Source organism: Streptomyces sp. NPDC101237 (genome assembly GCF_044767465.1).
GTDB lineage: Bacteria > Actinomycetota > Actinomycetes > Streptomycetales > Streptomycetaceae > Streptomyces > Streptomyces gramineus.
This window is the reverse complement of the sequence record NZ_JBIWNY010000023.1, coordinates 53210-71613: the sequence shown is the minus strand read 5'-3', so window position 1 is coordinate 71613 and position 18404 is coordinate 53210. Positions and strand designations below refer to the sequence as shown.

The 18404-nt window shown below is 72.2% G+C and carries 13 protein-coding genes; 10 read left to right on the top strand and 3 right to left on the bottom strand.

Features of this window, described 5'->3' with window-relative positions:
- The first annotated feature begins 60 nt into the window (after positions 1–60).
- Positions 61–720 (top strand): histidine phosphatase family protein, encoded by a 660-nt coding sequence (locus ACIRQ9_RS29975; RefSeq protein ID WP_404180223.1) that lies wholly within the window; start codon positions 61–63, stop codon positions 718–720.
- 10 nt (positions 721–730) lie between these two features.
- Positions 731–1669, top strand: coding sequence for an ADP-ribosylglycohydrolase family protein (locus ACIRQ9_RS29970; protein WP_404180220.1), 939 nt, complete (start codon positions 731–733; stop codon positions 1667–1669).
- 312 nt (positions 1670–1981) lie between these two features.
- Here the strand turns inward: ACIRQ9_RS29970 and ACIRQ9_RS29965 are convergent, their stop codons facing one another.
- The gene (locus ACIRQ9_RS29965; RefSeq protein WP_404180217.1) at positions 1982–3529 is read right to left on the bottom strand and encodes an MFS transporter; all 1548 of its coding nucleotides are present in this window, start codon (positions 3527–3529) and stop codon (positions 1982–1984) included.
- Positions 3530–3720: 191 nt separating this feature from the next.
- Between ACIRQ9_RS29965 and ACIRQ9_RS29960 the strand changes: the two genes are divergently transcribed.
- From ACIRQ9_RS29960 to ACIRQ9_RS29950, 3 genes are all read left to right on the top strand, one after another.
- A complete protein-coding gene (locus ACIRQ9_RS29960; RefSeq protein WP_404180214.1) occupies positions 3721–4344 on the top strand; it encodes a TetR/AcrR family transcriptional regulator in 624 nt (207 codons plus the stop codon).
- A gap of 82 nt (positions 4345–4426) precedes the next feature.
- Positions 4427–5128, top strand: a complete 702-nt coding sequence (locus tag ACIRQ9_RS29955) for a ribonuclease HII (protein WP_404180211.1) — start codon at positions 4427–4429, stop codon at positions 5126–5128.
- A 68-nt stretch (positions 5129–5196) separates the two neighbouring features.
- Complete coding sequence (locus tag ACIRQ9_RS29950; RefSeq protein ID WP_404180208.1) at positions 5197–5823, top strand: hypothetical protein; 627 nt, start codon at positions 5197–5199, stop codon at positions 5821–5823.
- A 300-nt stretch (positions 5824–6123) separates the two neighbouring features.
- Here the strand turns inward: ACIRQ9_RS29950 and ACIRQ9_RS29945 are convergent, their stop codons facing one another.
- Positions 6124–6744, bottom strand: coding sequence for a hypothetical protein (locus tag ACIRQ9_RS29945; RefSeq protein WP_404180205.1), 621 nt, complete (start codon positions 6742–6744; stop codon positions 6124–6126).
- Positions 6745–7029: 285 nt separating this feature from the next.
- The gene (locus ACIRQ9_RS29940) at positions 7030–9195 is read right to left on the bottom strand and encodes a RecQ family ATP-dependent DNA helicase (RefSeq protein ID WP_404180202.1); all 2166 of its coding nucleotides are present in this window, start codon (positions 9193–9195) and stop codon (positions 7030–7032) included.
- 129 nt (positions 9196–9324) lie between these two features.
- On the opposite strand from ACIRQ9_RS29940, the gene ACIRQ9_RS29935 reads away from it, so the two are divergent.
- The 5 genes from ACIRQ9_RS29935 to ACIRQ9_RS29915 all read left to right on the top strand — a co-directional run bounded on the left by ACIRQ9_RS29935 (position 9325) and on the right by ACIRQ9_RS29915 (position 17999).
- Positions 9325–10884 carry a DUF4192 domain-containing protein gene (locus ACIRQ9_RS29935; protein WP_404180199.1) on the top strand — a complete coding sequence of 520 codons (1560 nt, stop codon included), beginning with the start codon at positions 9325–9327 and terminating at the stop codon, positions 10882–10884.
- Between the two features lie 359 nt (positions 10885–11243).
- Positions 11244–13361, top strand: a complete 2118-nt coding sequence (locus tag ACIRQ9_RS29930; protein WP_404180196.1) for a glycogen debranching N-terminal domain-containing protein — start codon at positions 11244–11246, stop codon at positions 13359–13361.
- A gap of 166 nt (positions 13362–13527) precedes the next feature.
- Entirely contained in the window at positions 13528–14286 is a 759-nt protein-coding gene (locus ACIRQ9_RS29925) for an NUDIX domain-containing protein (RefSeq protein WP_404180193.1), read from the top strand.
- 80 nt (positions 14287–14366) lie between these two features.
- Positions 14367–16949 (top strand): ATP-binding cassette domain-containing protein, encoded by a 2583-nt coding sequence (locus ACIRQ9_RS29920; RefSeq protein WP_404180190.1) that lies wholly within the window; start codon positions 14367–14369, stop codon positions 16947–16949.
- Between the two features lie 162 nt (positions 16950–17111).
- Complete coding sequence (locus ACIRQ9_RS29915) at positions 17112–17999, top strand: FadR/GntR family transcriptional regulator (RefSeq protein ID WP_404180187.1); 888 nt, start codon at positions 17112–17114, stop codon at positions 17997–17999.
- Positions 18000–18404: the final 405 nt, after the last annotated feature.

Below are 18404 nucleotides of genomic sequence, written 5' to 3'. Positions count from 1 at the left end.
TACGCCGTATGGGGCCCTTCCGAGTGCTCGATTTTCCGCCACTCGCTCTAGGGTTTTGGCATGGCACGACCACGGCGCATCGTCCTTGTCCGGCACGGCGAGTCAACCGGCAATGTCGACGACTCCGTGTACGAGCGGGAACCCGACCACTCACTGCCCCTGACCGAGCGGGGCTGGCGGCAAGCCGAAGAGACCGGAAAACGTCTCCGGGAGATCTTCGCCGAGGAACCCGTCAGCGTGTACGTCTCCCCGTACCGCCGCACGCACGAGACGCTCCGCGCCTTCCACCTCGACCCGGATTTCATACGCGTGCGCGAGGAGCCCCGGCTGCGCGAGCAGGACTGGGGAAACTGGCAGGACCGCGACGACGTACGGCTGCAGAAGACCTACCGGGACGCCTACGGCCACTTCTTCTTCCGCTTCCCCCAGGGTGAGTCAGGGGCCGACGTCTACGACCGGGTCGGCGGCTTCCTGGAGAGCCTGTTCCGCAGCTTCGAGGCACCGGACCATCCGCCCAACGTGCTCCTGGTGACCCACGGCCTGGCGATGCGGCTGTTCTGCATGCGGTGGTTCCACTGGACGGTCGCGGACTTCGAATCGCTGTCCAACCCGGGGAACGCCGAGATGCGCATGCTCGTTCTCGGGGAGGACGGCAGGTACACGCTCGACCGGCCGTTCAGCCGCTGGCGGGACCCGGAGGTCAACTGGATGAGCGGCTAGGCTGGCCGCGATGACCTTTTCCTCCGAATTTCCGAACGCCGGGCGCCTGGAGCGCGCCCTGGCCAGCCTGCGCGGGCTCGCGACCGGCGACGCGCTGGGCTCCCAGTTCTTCGTCCCCGTGAACTACCCGCTGCTCCAGCGCCGCGAGCTGCCACCCGGCACCTGGCAGTGGACCGACGACACCGAGATGGCCTGCTCCGTCGTCGCCGTCCTCGCCGCCCACCACCGCGTCGACCAGGACGCCCTGGCCCACTCCTTTGCCGCGCACCACGACTTCGACCGGGGCTACGGTCCCGCCGTCAACCGCCTGCTCCGGCTCGTCAGGGAAGGCGGCGACTGGCGCGAACTGGCCGCCGCGCTCTTCAACGGGCGAGGTTCCTGGGGCAACGGCGCGGCGATGCGGATCGCGCCCTTGGGTGCCTGGTACGCGGATGATCCGGAGCAGGCCACCCATCAGGCCGAGATCTCGGCCTACCCCACGCACCAGCACCGCGAGGCCGTGGTCGGTGCCATGGCGGTCGCCGCGGCGGCGGCCCTGGCGGCGGCACCCGACGGCCCGCCCGGCCCCGAGGAGCTCCTCGACGGGGTCGTGGCACTCGTTCCCAGGAGCGCCGTCGGCCAGGGCCTGCGACGCGCCCGCGACATGCTCGACTACGACGACGCGGGCACCGTGGCGGCCGTCCTCGGCTGCGGACGGCGCACCAGCGCCCACGACACCGTCCCCTTCGCCCTCTGGTCGGCGGCACGGGCTCTCGGCGACTACGAGACGGCGTTCTGGACGACCGCCGGCGTGGGCGGCGACGTGGACACCACGTGCGCGATCGTGGGCGGCGTGCTCGCCGCCGGTGCGGCGGGAGCGCCCCCGGCCGCGTGGACCGAGCGGACGGAGGCGCTGCCGCAGTGGGCGCCGACGGGCGCCGAGGTCGGCGGGAGAAGCGCGTCGGCGTAGTGCCGATTGTGCCGGCGCACTTGGGAATCGGAACTCTCCGTGCTTGCCGGGAACTCTGCGTGACCTCTGGCCGTTTTTCCGGTGTCCCCTCCGTGCTCCGTCCGAGTGCGGAGGTCGGAGGGCGAAGGGGAGAGCCGGGTCGCGGGGGAGGTGTCGGCGGTGGGTGTCGTGTTGGCTTCGCTGATGATGTTCGTGGCCCGGGTCGCCTGGAGGTGGTCCGTCGTGGGGCGGACGGCCGGACCGCCGCCTCCGCCGTCTGTGCTCTGGTGGCGGTCCGGTCGTCCACGACTTCGCGCGAACCGGGCGGGGCCGTCAGCCCAGGCCGGGGCCGGCCGTGCCCGCGAGGGCTTCGAGGTCGCTCTTCCGGACCTTGATCACCAGCCAGGCGGTGAGCAGGCCGAGGCCGGCCATGACGGCCGCCGGGACGAACGCGGTCGAGATCCCGTGCGCGAGCACCTCGTGCCCCCAGGGCGCCGGCAACTGATGGGACTTGGCGAACTCCGCCTTCTGCTCCGGCGAGCCGCCGGCGAGGAACTTCGGCAGTTGCTTGTTCGCCTCGTCCTTGCTGGCCGAGCCGAAGACCGTGGTCAGGATCGACAGACCCAGCGAACCGCCCACCTGCTGCATGGCGTTGAGCAGTCCGGAGGCGGCTCCGGCCTCGTGCTGGGCCACCCCGGAGACCGCGGTGACGGTCGCGGTCACGAAGTTCAGGCCCATGCCGAAGCCGAAGACGAGCATGGGTCCGAGAATCCCGCCGAGATACGAGCTGTCGGGCTTGATGAACGTCTGCCAGGTGAGGCCGACGACCACGAGCGCGGAGCCGGTCATCATGAACGGCTTGGGGCCGAGCCTGGGCAGGAACCGCTGCGACAGGCCGGCGCCGACGGCGATCGCCACCGTCACGGGCAGGAAGGCGAGGCCGGCCCGGATCGGGCTGTAGCCCAGCACGTTCTGCACGAACAGCACGATGTAGAAGAACATGCCGAACATCGCGGCGGCCAGGCTCAGCATGATCACGTAGGTGCCGGAGCGGTTGCGGTCGGCGAACATCCGCAGCGGGGTGATGGGTTCCTTCGCCCTGGCCTCGATGAAGACGAACGCCAGCAGCAGGACCACCGCGACAGCGAAGGACCCGAGAGTCAGCGAGTCGCGCCAGCCGTCTTCCGCGGCCCGGATGAAGCCGTACACCAGCGAGACCATGCCCAGTGTGGAAGTCATCGCGCCCACGATGTCGAACCGTCCGGGATGCCGCTGGGACTCGTTGATGTACTGCGGGGTCAGGGCGACGATCAGCAGTCCGATCGGCACGTTCACGAAGAACACCCAGCGCCAGTCGAGCCAGTCGGTGAGCATGCCGCCGGCCAGCAGACCGATGGCACCGCCACCCGCGGAGACGGCGGCGAACACTCCGAACGCGCGATTGCGCTCGGGCCCCTCCGGGAAGGTGGTGGTGATCAGCGCCAGCGAGGTCGGCGACGCGATCGCGCCGCCCATGCCCTGCAGGGCGCGTGCGGCCAGGAGCTGCCAGGGTTCCTGGGCGAGACCGCCGAGGAGCGAGGCGAAGGTGAAGAGCAGGATGCCGGTCATGAACACCCGGCGCCGGCCGAGGATGTCACCGGCCCGCGCACCGAGCAGCAGCAGGCCGCCGAAGGTGAGCGTGTAGGCGCTGACCACCCAGGTGAGGTCCGTGGTGCTGAACTTGAGGGCGTCTTGAATGTGCGGGAGCGCGATGTTCACAATCGTCGCGTCGAGTACGACCATCAGCTGGCAGGCGGCGATCACGGCGAGCGCGATGCCGGGGCGCCCCTGCCTTCGGGCCGCTCCGGATTTCTGATCGGGTATCAATTGAGAGGTTGTCACTGTGGATCCCCCACGAAGGTGTTAGTGAACGCCCGCGTTCACTGTCCCGTCAACGGTAGTGAGTCCCCGGTAGAGAACGCAAGCGTTCACTTAACGCGCGTCGCGCGCCGCGTCCCCCCTGTGTCGTCGCGTGCCGTGCCCGATCTCCGCTCCGCAATCCCCGCCACCCCTCGCTCGCTGGAGAAACTCAGATGGATACCTCGCGCTGGACTGCCGCCCCTCCCCAGGCGGCGTCCCCTCGTCGGCGCGGCGCGGTCCTCGAACGCGCGATCCTGGACGCCGCCTTGGAGCAGCTCAGTACGGTCGGCTGGAACGGCCTCACCATGGAGGGCGTCGCCGCCGGTGCGCAGACCGGGAAGGCCGCGGTCTACCGGCGCTGGTCCTCGAAGGAGGAGCTGGTCGCCGACGCGTTGCAGGCGGGTCTGCCGCGTCTGGAGGAGGCGCCCGACCTCGGAAGTGTGCGCGCCGACCTGTTGGCCCTCTGCCGGCAGGCCCGGGACGCGATGTTCTCGCGGCCCGGGTTCGCGCTGCGGTCGGTCATTCACGAATGCGATCCGACGCAGGTCGAGCGGTTCCACGGCGTGATCTTCGACGGTGTCGTGGGGCCGACCACCAGGTTGATCGGTGACATCGTCGGCCGTGGTATCGAGCGGGGCGAGGTGCGTGCGGACGCGGCCAGCGACTACGTTCTCGACGCCATTCCGGCGATGATGATGTACCGCAACAAGATTTCTGGAAGCGAATGGAATGACCAGGATCTTGAGCGGATGATCGACCAGTTCATGCTCCCGCTGCTCCTGTCGCGCGAGGCCTGATCCATCGCTCCGGCGGCCCGCCGGTCCGAAGTGGAAGCCGGGGTGTCGCTCGGGGATCGGCGCGGCGTACCCTGAGGTCGCCATGCCGTACGAACCGCCTACACACACTGTCGAGCGCTCTCTCCGCGCCACGACCGGAGCGAAGGTCATCGCCGGTGTCGACGAAGTGGGGCGCGGCGCCTGGGCCGGGCCCGTCACCGTCTGTGCCGCGGTCACCGGTCTTCGCCGACCTCCCCAGGGTCTCACCGACTCCAAGCTGCTGACCGTCAAGCGCCGCAGGGAACTCTCCGAGGTGCTGCGGACATGGGTCACGGCCTACGCCTTGGGCCATGCCTCGCCGGAGGAGATCGACAGCCTCGGGATGACGGCCGCGCTGCGGCTGGCCGCCGTCCGCGCGCTGGAGGCCCTACCGGTCCGTCCGGACGCGGTCATCCTCGACGGGAAGCACGACTACCTCGGTAGGCCGTGGCAGGTGCGTACGGTCATCAAGGGTGACCGGTCGTGCGTGGCCGTCGCGGCGGCCTCGGTGATCGCCAAGGTTCAGCGCGACAAAATGATGGCCGAACTGGGTATCGACCATGCAGACTTCGGATTCGCGGACAACGCCGGGTATCCGTCGCCTGTGCACAAGGCCGCACTGGAGGAGCGGGGACCCACCCCGTACCACCGGTTGTCGTGGGCGTATCTTGATGCGCTGCCCCAGTGGCAGCACCTCAAGAAGGTCCGCAGCTGGGCGGAGGGAAGCGTTCCGGAGATCGAGGGTCAGCTCGGCTTCGATTTCTGACGTTCCAGTCGCACTGTTGTGCCACCCAGTTCACGTGACCTGCACCAACGTTTGATAGATATCAGCTCATGCCTCTCATTCCCGAGGAGCCTCAGATTCACGAGAGTGCCCAGGGTCCCCGCGCCGCTTCGGCCAGTGGCCGTACCGCGCCGACCCCCCGCCCCGTACCCGGCCCCCGCCCCGTGGCTCCGCCGCGTCCCGGTCGTCCCGGCCCTCTGCGGCCCACGCCGCCGGTGCAGCGCACGCCGCGTGACATGGCCAAGCCAGGGCCGTCCGGCCCGGCCGTGCCCGCCGCAGCAGCGGCGGCCCCGCAGATCCAGGTGATCCCGGCATCGGTCGAGAGTGCTCTCGACTCCGCCGAGGAGGCAGTGGACCTGCTTCTCGACTCGGGCCGTGCTCCCGGTGACGTGCTGGTGATCACCACCGGCACGCAGCATCCGTGGGCCGACCACGAGCTGTCCTTCGGTGAAGCCGCCTACTGGGCGCAGCACGACGCGGGCGACGACGTCTTCTACGCGGACGCCGCCGTCGCCTCCCGTGCCGCGACCCGCCCTGTCGTCGTGGTCGCCGTCAACGGCGGTTCCGACGACGTCGCCGCCACCGCCCTGCCGCTGGCCCTCTCGCGGGCCGGTGCCCTGCTGATCGTCTGCGGCGACCCGCAGCGGATCAACTCGGTCCTCGGCGTCGGCGTCTGAGCCACCCCCGGCGCCTCCGGGACTCCGGAGGTACCCGAGGGTGCTCGGTGACGGACTCGCACAGTGGTGCCTTCGCCATGCCCGGACACTTGGCGAGGGTCACGGGCACCCGGGACGCGGCTGTTCGACGGGCGGAGGATCCGGAGCATGGGCGCCGGCCGGATCCGCCGAACGGCCGGACGAGCCCGTGGCCTTCCGGAGCCAGGAGATCGCTGTGTCATTCCGCCGAGCATTTCGCGGCCCGCTCGGGCCGTGCCCGGCGATGCGTGCTCGGCCGGTGCCCCCGCGTGGGGGCCGGCTTCAGCGGGCGGCCGCGCGCCGCAGTACCTCGGAGGCGGCGCCTCCGGTGCGCGGTGACAGGGGCGGAGCCTGGGACAGGGCGAGTGGTTCGGGAGGCGAGTCGGCGTTCGGGCGCCGCCCGCCGCGTCCCTCGCCGAGCACCTGCCAGCCGTCACGGGTCAGCGTGATGTACGACCCGCAGCGCAGCCCGTGCAGGGTGCAGGCGTCCCGCAGCCCCCACATCCAGGCGCCGTCCTCCTCCGTCCAACGCGCGTCCCCCTCGCGGCAGTAGAGCAGCACGGCGGTCCGCACCGGGGTGCGGCGGCGCAGGTCGTGCGGGATGACCCGGCGCAACTGCGCCAGCAGCGCGTTGCGGAACATCCAGCCGTCGGCGGGTGCCGGGCGCCTGATGAACGAGGCGCTGGCACAGAGACGTTCCTCCGGGTCGAGGACGGCCACGATCGCCGTCGCCGGCTTGGGACGGTGCCTGGCGTGCAGCCCGCTGACCACCTCACGGGGGTTGCGCAGCAGCGGTATTCCGGCATCGGCCCACTCCGCCGGTTCGAGCAGGCGACTGGCGGAAGCGGCGGACGCGGACGTCGACAACGATGCTGTCGAGGACGGAGCGAATCCGAAGGTCACGTTCCTCCCTTCGGCTACGCGCCCACACAGCGGGCGAGATCGGATTCGGGGGAGCGCGCACCGCAGTAGGGCCCAACCGGATCACGGACGAGCCGTGCGGGGAGCGGACTTCAATTCTTCCTGTCGAACTTGATTGCGGCAACGAGCAAATGGGGCCACCGACTGTTATCTGGCGGTCCGTGACTTATATCCCTACCCACTGAGGCGCCCGAGGACGCAGCGGCGTCCGAGCGGGACCCGTACGGACACCGCACGCGATCCCCTGTGCGAACAGAACCGGGCCGGTCATCCCTGAACGGCCAGGACCAGCGGCAACACTCCGCGCGCCCCCGACCTGCGCAGCAGACGGGCCGCGACCGCCAGCGTCCAGCCGGTCTCCGTGAAGTCGTCCACCAGCAGCACCGGCCCTTCGGCCGCGGCGAGCGCGGCGGACAGGGCGGGGGGCACGGTCAGCGCGCCGTCCAGGGCCTTGAGACGCTGGGCACTGTTGCTGCGCGAGAGATGCGGAGCCTCTCCGGCGTACTCCACCGAACCCAGCAGGGGCAGTCGGCCGATCTCCGCGATGCGGGCGCCCAGAGAGTCGATCAGGAGAGGCCGGGAGCGTGAGGAGACGGTGACCACACCGACGGGGCGCGGCTGCGCGTCGGCCGCGCCCGGGGCCCATCCGCCCGGACCCTTCGCCCAGTCGGCCAGAACGTCGACCACGGCGCGGGCGACATCGTCCGGCACGGCCGTGTCCGGGGCCTGGGGCGCGAGCAGCGGCCGCAGCCGATTTCCCCAGCCGATGTCCGACAACCGTCCCAGGGCCCGCCCCGGCGCTGCCTGTTCACCGGCCGGAATGCGGCCCTTGAGGTCGATACCGATGGCCGGCAGGCCCGTCGGCCACATCCGGCGGGGCTCCACCTCGACACCCGCGCGACCGAGGTCCACCCGCGCGGCGTCCAGCGCGGCGGTCGAGGTGTCCGCGGTGAACCGCGGCGTCGCACAGTTGTCGCACCGGCCACAGGGCTTCGCACCCTCGTCGTCGAGCTGGCGCTGCAGGAATTCCATCCGGCAGTCCGTGGTGGCCGCGTACTCACGCATCGCCTGCTGCTCGGCCGCCCGCTGCCGGGCCACCCAGGCGTAGCGCTCTGCGTCGTACGTCCACGGCTGACCGGTCGCGATCCACCCGCCCTTGACCCGCTTGACCGCGCCGTCCACGTCGAGAACCTTCAGCATGGTCTCCAGCCGCGAGCGGCGCAGTTCCACGAGCGGTTCCAGCGCGGGCAGCGACACGGGGCCCGCGGCCCGGGAGAGGACGTCCAGGGTGCGGCGCACCAGCTCCTCCGAGGGGAAGGCGAGCGAGGTGAAGTACTCCCAGATGGCCTCGTCCTCCCGGCCCGGCAGGAGCAGCACCTCGGCGTGCTCGACACCGCGTCCCGCACGGCCCACCTGCTGGTAGTAGGCGATGGGGGAGGAGGGCGAGCCGAGGTGCACCACGAACCCGAGATCGGGCTTGTCGAAACCCATGCCGAGGGCCGAGGTGGCGATCAGGGCCTTGACCCGGTTGCCGATGAGGTCGTCCTCGGCCTGCTGCCGGTCGGCGTTCTCCGTCTTCCCCGTGTAGGACGCCACCGTGTGCCCACGCTGCCGCAGGAAGGCGGTGACCTCCTCGGCGGCGGCCACGGTGAGCGTGTACACGATGCCGGAGCCCGGCAGATCGTCCAGATGATCCGCGAGCCACGCCATCCGGTGCGCGGCGTCCGGCAGCCGCAGCACACCCAGGCTCAGGCTCTCCCGGTCCAGCGGACCGCGCAGCACCAGCGCGTCCGACCCGCCACCGGTCCCGAGCTGTTCGGCGACATCGGCGGTCACCCGGGCGTTGGCCGTGGCGGTGGTCGCCAGCACCGGCACGCCCGGCGGCAGCTCGGCGAGCATGGTGCGCAGCCGCCGGTAGTCGGGACGGAAGTCGTGACCCCAGTCCGAGATGCAGTGCGCCTCGTCGACGACGAGCAGTCCGGTCGCCGCGGCGAGCTTGGGCAGGACCTCGTCGCGGAAGTCCGGGTTGTTGAGACGCTCCGGGGAGACGAGCAGGACGTCGACCTCGCCGGCCGCGATCTCCGCCTGGATCGCCTCCCAGTCCTCGGTGTTGGAGGAGTTGATGGTCCGGGCGTGGATGCCCGCCCGGGCCGCCGCGCCGACCTGGTTGCGCATCAGCGCGAGCAGCGGAGAGACGATCACCGTGGGACCGCTGCCCGCGGCGCGCAGCAGCGAGGTCGCCACGAAGTACACCGCGGACTTGCCCCAGCCGGTGCGCTGCACCACCAGGGCCCTGCGCCGGTCGGCGACCAGTGCCTCGATCGCCCGCCACTGGTCCTCGCGCAACCGGGCCTCGCCCGTGTCGTCGCCGACGAGACGGGCGAGGACGGCATCCGCCCGCGTCCGGAGTTCCGCGTTGCTCGTGTGCTCCATGCGTCCATACAACAGGACGGGACCGACAGCCGGGCGGCCTGAGGACGAGCGGGACGGCTTTGTCGTGTCCCTGATACGACTTGTCCACAGGGCAAACCGGAATGTGGTGATCCGCGAGATCGTCGGCGCATGACGAATCACAGCGAAACCGCCGGACCCTCCGAAAACGGCGACATCACCGGGGCCGCTGACCCCCTCGGCCGTTCCGCCCACGGCACTCAGATCACCCTGCGCACCCCGGGCGAGCTGGCCGACGCGCTGCCCTACCTGCTCGGCTACCGGCCCGAGGAGAGCATGGTGCTGGTGGCCCTGCACGACCGGGGCGGCCGCGGCCGGTTCGGCGGCCGTGCCCGGCTCGGCATCCCCGCGACCACGGACGACTGGGAATCGGCCGCACGCCAGCTCGCCCAGGGCCTGGTGGCAGGCAGCGAACGGCGCGGGACCCGGCCCGAGCGGATGGTCGCCTACGTCTGTCAGGAGCCGTCGCCGGGCGAGACGGGCCGGGACGTCATGCACCGGCTCGCCCCACTGGCCCAGCTGCTGCGCACCGAGTGCGGCCGCCTCGACGTACCGGTGATCGAGGCGCTGTGCGTGTCCGAGGGCCGCTACTGGTCGTACTGCTGCCCTGCGGACGAGTGCTGTCCTCCGGAGGGCTCGCCCATGGGCCTGCCCGGCACCTCCGTCCTCGCGGCGGCCGCCACCTACGCCGGGATCCAGGTGCGCGGCACCCTGCGCGAGCTGCGGGCCAGGCTGCAGCCCTGGGAGAGCGGCGCCGCGCCGGAGCAGGAGACCGCCCTGGACCGCGCCGGAATGGCCATGGTGCCGCGCATTCTCGACGAGGCGTCGCGCGCGGAAGTGGCCGACGAGACACTCGCCCTCGCCGAGCAGCTCATGGACCGGTACGCGGCGGCGGTCCCGGTGTCCGGCATCCACCAGGCCGACCTCCGCGACGACGCCCTGCTCGCCCACGGTGAGGCCGCACGGCTGATCCTCGGACTGCAGGACCGCGTCACCCGCGACCGGGCGGCCGCCTGGATGGAGGGCGAACAGGCCGGACCCGCCCTGCGTCTGTGGCGAGCCCTCGCCCGCCGCTGCGTCGGCTCGTACGGCGAACATGCCGCGGCGCCCCTGACGCTGGCCGGCTGGGTCGCCTGGTCGACCGGCGACGAACTGGAGGCGCGGGAGGCGCTGGCGATGGCCCTGGGCGCGGATTCCGACTACCTCTTCGCCCGCCTGCTGCACCAGGCCTGCAACGAGGGCCTGGACCCGGAGTCGATCCGCCGCTGCCTGCGCACGGGATCCACGGCCCGCGAGCCGGCGGACAGCGCGGCAGCCGCCGACGCCACGGTCGCGGTCGACGCCGAGGACCCCCGACACCCGGCCGATCGGGTCGAACCGGCCGATGGTCTCGATCCGGTCGACGGTCTCGATCCGGCCGCGCCCGCCGTGCCCGGAGGCCGACGCCGCCGCCGTCCGCGCCCGGAGGGCGCCCCCGATTCGCGGCTGCCGCGGCCGCAGAGGTCCCGCCCGCGCCCGACAGGAGCGGGACCCGTCCGTACCCACCCCGGGTCGTCCGGACCCGGCGCGGGCACGCGCAGCCGAAATGCGGACAAGACCCCCCTCCGAGGCGGCCGGGCCGCGAGGGAGGACTCACCCGCCCGTAAGGGCCGCGGTGAGGAGGACGAATGAACGGGGGTCGATCGTGGGCGGCACAGGGACGGACCTGGGGCGGTGCTGTCGGTCGCTGGGCACGGATTCTCGTCGGACCGGAGCGGTTCCGCGAGCACTCGCCTCTCGGCCGGCGCGGTGGCGGACCGTCGGTCCTCGGCGCCCGCAGGCAGCGGCGAACCGACCTGTCGGGTGCAGCCTCGCACTGCCGTCCGACCGGCTTCGGCGGGCGAGTGCGTGACCAGGAGGAGCCCTGCGCCGTTCACCTGAGTGGCGGAACGCCTGGACGGGTCGTGCCGCCGCCCGTCCCTTGTTCCTCCGGAGCCCTCCGCCCGGCGCCCGGCACGTCCCGGGCGCACGGAGCGCGGAAGGAGCCTTCCATGCAGCACCTGACTCAGCCCTCCGTCGCCGACGACGCGCATCGATTCCGAGACGGGCCCCGGCCCCGGCTCCCGGCCGCCGCGGAAAGCCTTCCGGGACAGCCGCGCGGCCGCATCGCTCGTCCCGGCCCCCCACAGCCCCGTCAAAGTGCTCAGGGCCCGGGGCCGGCCGGCGGCCTGCCGCCGACGCACACCGCGCTGATCTGCGTCGCGCTGCCCGGCCTCGCCATCTCCACGGAGCACGGCCAGTTGAACGGCCACGGCCTGGAAGGGTTCTACCGGGCCGGACGGCGACTGCTCGCACGCTGTCAGGTCCGGGTCGCCGGGCGCGAACCGCTCCCGGTGCTGGCGCGCATGACGGGCGCCGACCGTGCCCGTTTCGTGGGTGCCCTGCGGGTTTCCCCGGCAGCAGGCCCGGATCCGGACGTCGTCGTGGAACGCGTTCGCCACGCCGAGGGCACCGAGCGCATCACCCTGCGCAGCTCCGCGCGCCACCCACTGCGTCTCCCTCTGGAGGTGGCCCTCGGTACCGACCTCGCGGAGCTGAGCGCCATCGCCTCCGGCGGTCCCAGCCCCGAAGTCGCCGCCAGCGTCCACGCCTCCGGACTGCGCTGGAGCACCCCCACCGGAACGTCGTCCGTCACGGCGGACCCGTCACCGGCCGACGCACTGGCGTCCGCGGGGCTGCTGCGCTGGGAGTTCGAACTGCCACCGGGCGGCACGGTGAGCGTGGAACTGCGGGTGCGTGCGGACAGCACAGGTCCGCTGAGGGCCGTGGGGCGCGCCGCCACCAACCCGCTGGCACCCGCCAGGGCCACCGGCGACGACCCGAGAGCCGCGGCGCTCCTGAGGACCAGCGTCGAGGATCTCCAGGCCCTGCTGCTCCGCGACCCCGCCCACCCCTCCGACACCTACCTCGGGGCCGGGGCGCCCTGGCGCTGTGGTCTGGCCCCGGCCGAGGCACTCGCCGCCGCCCGGATGACCCTGCCCCTGGGCACCCGACTCGCCGCGGGCACCCTGCGCACCCTCGCCCGCACCCAGCTGCGCGGCCCGGGACCGCAGGCGGGAATGATCCCCGGCCCGCGCCGCGACGCCGGAGCGCATCTGCCTCCTGGCTGTACAGGCACGGAGGCCACGCTGCTCTTTCCCGTACTGCTGGCGGAGGCCCGCCGATGGGGGCTCCCGGACCAGGAGATCCGGGAACTGCTGCCCGCGGCCGAACGCTGCCTCACGTGGCTGCGTGCCTCAGTGGGCGACCGCCTCTACCTCCGCGACCCGCAGCCGGAAGGCCCGGCGCGCTGCGAGACCCAGGCCCACGCCCACCGGGCCGCGCTGCTCGGTGCGGATCTCCTCGACGTGTACGACCGTCCGGCCGGTACCGGGCTGCGGCAGTGGGCGAGTGAGCTCAGAGCGGCGTTCCGGACGGACTTCTGGACCGCGGACAGAGGCGGCGGCCGCCCGGTGGCGGCGCTGACATCGGACGGCCGGCCCCTGACCCACCTGGGCTCCGCCGCCGTCCATCTGCTCGACACCGGCCTGCTCGGCGCCGGCGAACCGGCCGTCGGCCTGCTCGACAAGGCGCAGACCGAACAGCTCGCCCGGCTGCTCGGTGGTCCGGCCATGGACTCGGGATGGGGGCTGCGCGGACTCGGGGCCAAGGAGGCGGGTCACAACCCGTTCGGCCACCGAGCCGGAGCCGTCCGGGTCCAGGAGACGGCAGTCGCCGTCGCCGGACTGGCCGCCGCGGGCTACGAGAAGGAGGCGAGCGGGCTGCTGCGCGGCCTGCTGGCAGCGGCCGAGCACTTCGGCCACCGGCTGCCCGAGATGTTCGCCGGTGAGCAGCGCACCGACGGGAGCGCCCCCCTTCCGCATCCCGCGGCCTGCCGCCCGGCGGCGACGGCGGCCGCCTCCGGGGTGCTGCTCCTCACCACGCTCGCCGGTATCCGTCCCGATGTCCCGGCCGGGACCGTCACCCTCCGGCCCGTCCGCAGCGCACCGCTGGGCGAACTGGGGCTGACCGGCCTGCGGGTGGCCGGCGCACCGTTCGCGATACGGGTCAGCCGACTGGGCCTTGCCATGGTCGAGGAGGCGGCGAACGGCCTGCAGTTGGGGGCGTGACCAGAGCCGACCTGAGCGACGCGGCGGCGGCGACGGACGGGCGGCTGCCGCGTGCGGACGGCCGCAGGAAAGAACCGGGAGGGGCATACCGGAGCGAAGTGGATCAGCTGTCGAAGCGAGCTGCGAAGGGAGTGTTTATCGTCAGGCAGACGACTATGATCACCGCATGCCCTACGACCCGTCAGCTTTTCCGCCCTTCGCCGTCACCGTGGACCTGGTCGTGCTGACTGTGCGCCGCCACGCCCTGTGTGCGCTGGCGGTACGCAGAGGCGAGCAGCCCTTCCAGGGGCGCTGGGCGCTGCCGGGCGGCTTCGTACGGGCCGACGAGGATCTCTCGCAGGCGGCGGCGCGGGAACTCGCGGAGGAGACCGGGCTGCGCGCCGATGACCCGGCGGCCTCCGCCCAGGACGGCGGAGCCCATCTGGAACAACTGGCGACCTACGGCGATCCCAAGCGCGATCCCCGGATGCGCGTGGTCAGCGTGGCCCATCTCGCCCTCGCTCCCGACCTGCCCGCACCCCGAGCGGGCGGCGACGCCAGCAACGCGCGCTGGGCGCCGGTCGAGGAACTGCTCGCGCAGTCCAGCTACGAAGGGGACGGTGAGCCCGTCGCACCGCTCGCCTTCGACCACGCCCAGATTCTCTCCGACGGAGTGGAGCGCGCCCGTTCCAAGATTGAATACTCGTCCCTGGCCACCGCGTTCTGTACGTCCGAATTCACGGTCGGTGAACTGCGCCGGGTCTACGAGGCGGTGTGGGGCGTGGCGCTCGACCCGCGCAACTTCCATCGCAAGGTGACGGGAACCCCCGGCTTCCTCGTCCCCACCGGCGGCACGACGACCCGTCAGGGAGGCCGTCCGGCCCAGCTTTTCCGCGCCGGTGGTGCCACTCTCCTCAACCCGCCGATGCTGCGTCCGGAGGTCTGACCGCCCGACCGCGCGAACACCGCCGAGATTAAACCCTTCCATAACTGGAAAAACGGTCATTCCGCGCTATCTTCCCTAAGGTGATCGAGGCCTTCGGACTGACCAGCAATCCCCGTAAGGCGCACCCGCCCGCCGTCGACGACGTGACCTTCGAAGCGCGCGCGGGCCGCGTCACCGCACTCCTGGGCGAGGCGGGTGCGGGAAAGACCACGGCGCTCAGACTGATGCTCGAACTCCAACAGGGCCGTGGACTCACCTACTTCAAGGGTCGCCCCCTGCACCGCATCGCCCACCCCTCACGTGAGGTCGGCGTTCTCCTCGGTGACGTCCCCGGCCACCCGGCCCGCTCCGTCCGAGGGCATCTGCGCATGCTGTGCGCGGCGACCGGAGTCCCGGCCCGGCGTGCCGACGAAGTACTCGAAGCGGTCGGGCTCGTCAGCCTGCGCGAGGAGCGCCTGGGCACGTTGTCGCGCGGTGTGGACCGCCGGCTCGGCCTGGCGTGCGCCCTGCTGCCCGACCCGCACACCCTCGTCCTGGACGAACCCGCTCAGGGTCTCTCCAGCCGGGAGGGACAGTGGCTGCACCGCATGCTCCGGGCGCACGCCGCGCAGGGAGGCACGGTCCTGTTCGCCACCTCCGACCCCAAGGAGGCCGCTCGCGCGGCCGACCGAGTGGTCACCCTGGAGGCCGGCAGGCTCGTCGCCGACCAGGAGGCCACCGACTTCGCCCGCACCCGCCTGCGCCCGCGCGTAGCCGTTCGCAGCCCGCACGCGGCCCGGCTCGCCGCCCTCCTCACCAAGGAGGCCCGCACGGCGCACCGCTCGGTGGAGGTCGTCAGCGAAGGCGGCAACCGCCTGTCGGTGTACGGCAGCACGACGGCGGAGGTCGGCGAGGCCGCGTTCCGCCACGGCATCCTCGTTCACCAACTCGCCGACGAGGTGGGCGACATGGGGGCGGGCGCGGGGGCAAAGCAGTCGTCGGACGCCGCACCGGAGGTGGCGCGGCGGCAGCCGGATGCGGCCGAGCAGGTCGCGATGGGCGAGCACCGGGCCGTCGGCGAGAAACCGGAAGCGGACCCACGGGACACGCCCGGCGCCGATCGACGGCAGGACACCTGCGGTTCGCCGGTCACCCCGCAGCCGCGCACGTCGAACGGGCCGAGGCCGGTGAGCCCGTCGGGCACCACCGACCAGGAACCGGGCACCGAGCCGGTCTCGCACCCGGCGCAGGACTCCGTCGCAGCGGAGCGGCAGCCGCACGGAGCCCCCCTCGTGCGCGCCGACGACACGGCGGCCGGGGCCGGGTCTTCGCACGCGGAACACCCCGACGCCGCAGACGACAACGAGACCCCGGCCGTCACGGTCGCGGCCCGGACCGCAAGCGTCTCCGCTGCTGCCCGGTCCGCGTCGACCGCACAGCCATCGCCCGCTGCCTCGGCCACGGCATCCGAGTCCCCGAACCACGCCGCCGCCTCCGAACTGATCTCCGCCACGGTCCCCGCCCAGCCGCCCTCCGCCGCCGATGCCGCGCGGACGGCCGCCGCCTCCGCCGCTCACCCGGCGGCAGCCACCGCGACCGCCCGGCCGCAGGGCTCCGCGGTGTCCCCGCGATCGTCGTTCCGCCCGCTCCAGGACGGTTCCTCCGCCCGCCCCGCCTCCCCGCAGACGCCGACTCCCGCCGAAACCGCCGAAGCCCCTCCCGTTCAGCCTCCTGTCGACCAGCCGCACGCCCGCGAAGCCCTGATCGCCAAGGTCTTCACCAGGAAGCTCCGGCGGACGGCACAGGCCGGCGACGGCGTGACCACCTCCGCTTCGACCGAAGCCGCCTGGCGCTCCCCGGCCGCCGCGCCGCACGACTCGTCCCAGCTCCCGCCTGCCATCGACGTACGGTCCGCCTCCGGACCGCTCCGTCCCCTGCGTTACGAACTCCGTCGGGCCGCCGGTATCGGCGCAGGCTTCGTCACCTGCGGTGCCGTCCTGGCGGTGTCCGCCCTCGTCGCCGTTCTGCTCGCCCGGCTCGGGCACACCCCGCAGGCCCGGCTGTTCGCCGCCTGGCCGCGGGAACTGCCGCTGCCGCCCGCGGCGCTGGGCGCCGGGCTGCTCGGCGCACTGGCCTTCGGAGACGAGTTCCGCCACCCCGCGCTCGCGGCGGACCGCGGCACCGTGCCCCGCCGGCTGGGGCTGCTCACCGCGAAACTGACGGTCTCCGGAGCCACCGCCGTCCTGCTCTCGTTCCTCACCCTCGGCTGCGACGCCGAAATGCTCTATCTCGTCTACGGCGGAGAACTCGCGAAGGTTCCCGCGGACTGGCTTCCGATGACCGCAAGTTGGTTCGGACTGGTCGTCGGCTGCGCCTGGGCCGGAGTCCTCGCGGCCGGCATCTTCCGGTCCACCACGGCCGGCCTCGCCGCGGTGCTCGCCGTACCCGTACTCGTCGTGCCCGTCGTACACAAGGCGCTGCAAGGGTCAGGCGCGCGGATGGCCGCCGGACTCCCGGTGCGGATGAGGGAGATGTTGCTGCTGCAGTGGCCCTTCGGAGGCGAGCGATATCTGGTCGCTGCGGTCCGGGTGGTGGCCCAACCCGTGGGCGGCGCAATGACGTTGTCGCTGACGGCACTGCTGTGCGCGTACCTGGCCACCACCCTGCGGACCAGGCTCCGATGACCACGGACCGAGCGCTTCCGATCCTCCCGCGCGCACAACTCCCCGCAGAAAGGCCATTTCTTTCTGATAAGGCGTCAATTGCGATGGGGTGAGCGATCACCCTTTCGTGTGCTTTTCACCAAAGACCTCAAGGGAGTTGGAGGCAACGCCGACAAAGGATCCGTGAGTACCCTTGCGCACACCATGATGACCGCCGCCCGCTCCGCAGACTCTGGTCTGGTCGGCCCGGGCGAACTCGACCGCTATCCGTACGTGGATGCCCCCGTCACCGATCGGGTCGGTCCGCCTTCCTGGGATGGCCCGGAGCCGGAGCTCGGCCGTGTGGGCCGACGCGCCGCGGGCAGCCGCGGCCGCGGACTGCACGGTCAGCTCGTCCAACAGCTCGGTCAGATGATCGTCTCGGGTGACCTGGGCGCGGACCGCCCGCTGGTGCCCGAGGAGATCGGCCAGCGATTCGAGGTCTCCCGCACCGTCGTCCGTGAGTCCCTCCGGGTGCTGGAGGCGAAGGGGCTGGTCAGCGCGCGTCCGAACGTCGGCACGCGCGTGCGTCCGGTCAGCGACTGGAACCTCCTCGACCCCGACATCATCGAGTGGCGGGCCTTCGGGCCGCAGCGTGACGACCAGCGCCGTGAGCTCAACGAGCTGCGCTGGACGATCGAGCCGCTCGCGGCCCGCCTCGCCGCCGGGCACGGGCGCGAGGACGTCCAGCAGCGCCTGTCCGACATGGTCGAGATCATGAGCCACGCGATGGCACAGGGCGACGCGCTGACGTTCTCGCGCGCGGATGCCGAGTTCCACTCGATGCTCATCCAGATCGCCGGCAACCGCATGCTGGAGCACCTCTCCGGCATCGTCTCGTCGGCCCTTCAGGTCTCCGGTGGTCCCGTCACCGGCTGCGAGCGGCCGAACGAGACGTCCCTGGCCCAGCACGCGCGGATCGTCGACGCGCTCGGCACGGGCGACGGCACGGTGGCCGAGTCGGCCATGCGTCAGCTGCTGACCGTCCACCCCGAGGTCGAGCGCGTGGTTCCCGCCCCGCGTGAGCACTGACCCGCGCTGAGAGCGGTGCACCCGGTCGGCTCCGCGCCACGGCGGCGCCGTCGGCCCGGGATCCCGCTTCCGTCGGACCCCGCCGGATCCCTCAGGGCTCCGGCGGGGTCCGGCGGGGGGAACGACTCGGCGCCCGCGAGGCGGCGGTGAGGGCGGTCGAACGGCGCGGGGGAGCGGGCTCCGGAACGGGCGTACGGTGATCGAGCAGTCGTCCGAACGGCCCGGAGAGATCATCAACGACAACCTCTGTCCATGTCTGACCGTTTTTGAACGCTTACGGGGTGTGACTCGGGCCACGTAGATTGGGCGTAACGCTCTTGCGAACAGCGCGATGACCTAATAGGTGACAGTCGCGGAAGGAATACGGACGCCATTCATGGCGCTGTGCATCTTCCCGACCCCCCG